The organism is Sutterella parvirubra YIT 11816 (assembly GCF_000250875.1).
GTDB lineage: Bacteria > Pseudomonadota > Gammaproteobacteria > Burkholderiales > Burkholderiaceae_F > Sutterella > Sutterella parvirubra.
Genome location: NZ_JH604997.1, coordinates 3360 through 4269, shown reverse-complemented (window position 1 = coordinate 4269; position 910 = coordinate 3360). Strand labels below are relative to the sequence as shown.

Sequence of the window (910 nt, the reverse complement as noted above, 5' to 3'; positions counted from 1 at the left end):
CGTTCGAAACCGCCGACATGGACAAGCCCGAACTTACGCCCGAAGAACTCGAAGCCCTCAAGAAGCGCCACATCCGCAGCTTCGTCATGCGCCGCGGGCACATTTCCGCCGCGCAGAAGCGCGCGCTCGACGAGACGCTTCCCCGCTACGAGCTCCCCTATACGGGCAAGCCGCTCGACTACGCCGAGATCTTCGGCCGCGACGCGGACACGGTTTTTGAAATCGGTTGCGGCATGGGCGAGACGACGACGGCGATCGCCGCGCTCCACCCCGAAGTGAACTTCATCGGCTGCGAGGTCTTCGCGGCGGGCGTCGGCGCCCTCGCGAAGCGCCTCGATGAGGCCGGCCTCACGAACGTGCGCATCTTCCGCCACGACGCGGTCGAGGTCGTGCGCGACATGATCCCCGAGGCGAGCCTCGCGGGCGTGCACATCTACTTCCCGGATCCCTGGAGGAAGGCCCGCCACCACAAGCGCCGCCTCGTCGCGCAGCCCTTCATCGGGATGCTCGCGAGCCGCATCCGTCCGGGCGGCTACATCCACTGCGCGACCGACTGGGAAAACTACGCCGAGCAGATGCTCGAAGTTCTGGAAGGCGAACCGCAGTTGGAGAACCTCCACGGCGCGGGGAACTTCAGCCCCGTGATGGGGAACCCCATCACCGAGCGCCCGACCACCAAGTTCCAGGCGCGCGGCGAACGCCTCGGCCACGGCATCTGGGACCTCGTCTACATCCGCAAGTGATGTCCTGACGGTCGCCCTGAAGCGAAAGACCCTGCCTCGCGGCAGGGTCTTTGCGTTTTCGGGAACCGTCAGAAGTCGGTTCGCCAGTCGACCAATCCCGTCCCCACCGCGGCGAGGATGATGATCCCGAAGATGATGCGGTACCAGCCGAACGCGCGGAAGTCGTG

The 910-nt window shown here is 66.0% G+C and carries 1 protein-coding gene and 1 pseudogene; one reads left to right on the top strand and one right to left on the bottom strand.

Going from position 1 to position 910, the window contains the following annotated elements; all coding sequences use genetic code 11:
- Positions 1–17: 17 nt before the first annotated feature.
- Positions 18–743 carry a tRNA (guanosine(46)-N7)-methyltransferase TrmB gene (trmB, locus tag HMPREF9440_RS07495; protein ID WP_040764708.1) on the top strand — a complete coding sequence of 242 codons (726 nt, stop codon included), beginning with the start codon at positions 18–20 and terminating at the stop codon, positions 741–743.
- Positions 744–811: 68 nt separating this feature from the next.
- Here trmB and HMPREF9440_RS12080 read toward each other — a convergent pair.
- A pseudogene (locus HMPREF9440_RS12080) lies at positions 812–910 on the bottom strand (undecaprenyl-diphosphate phosphatase); the annotation flags it as partial.

Bases quoted from the DNA above. Each gene is read 5' to 3' on its own strand.
- trmB (WP_040764708.1), top strand. From the start codon at position 18: ATGGACAAGCCCGAACTTACGCCCGAAGAACTCGAAGCCCTCAAGAAG.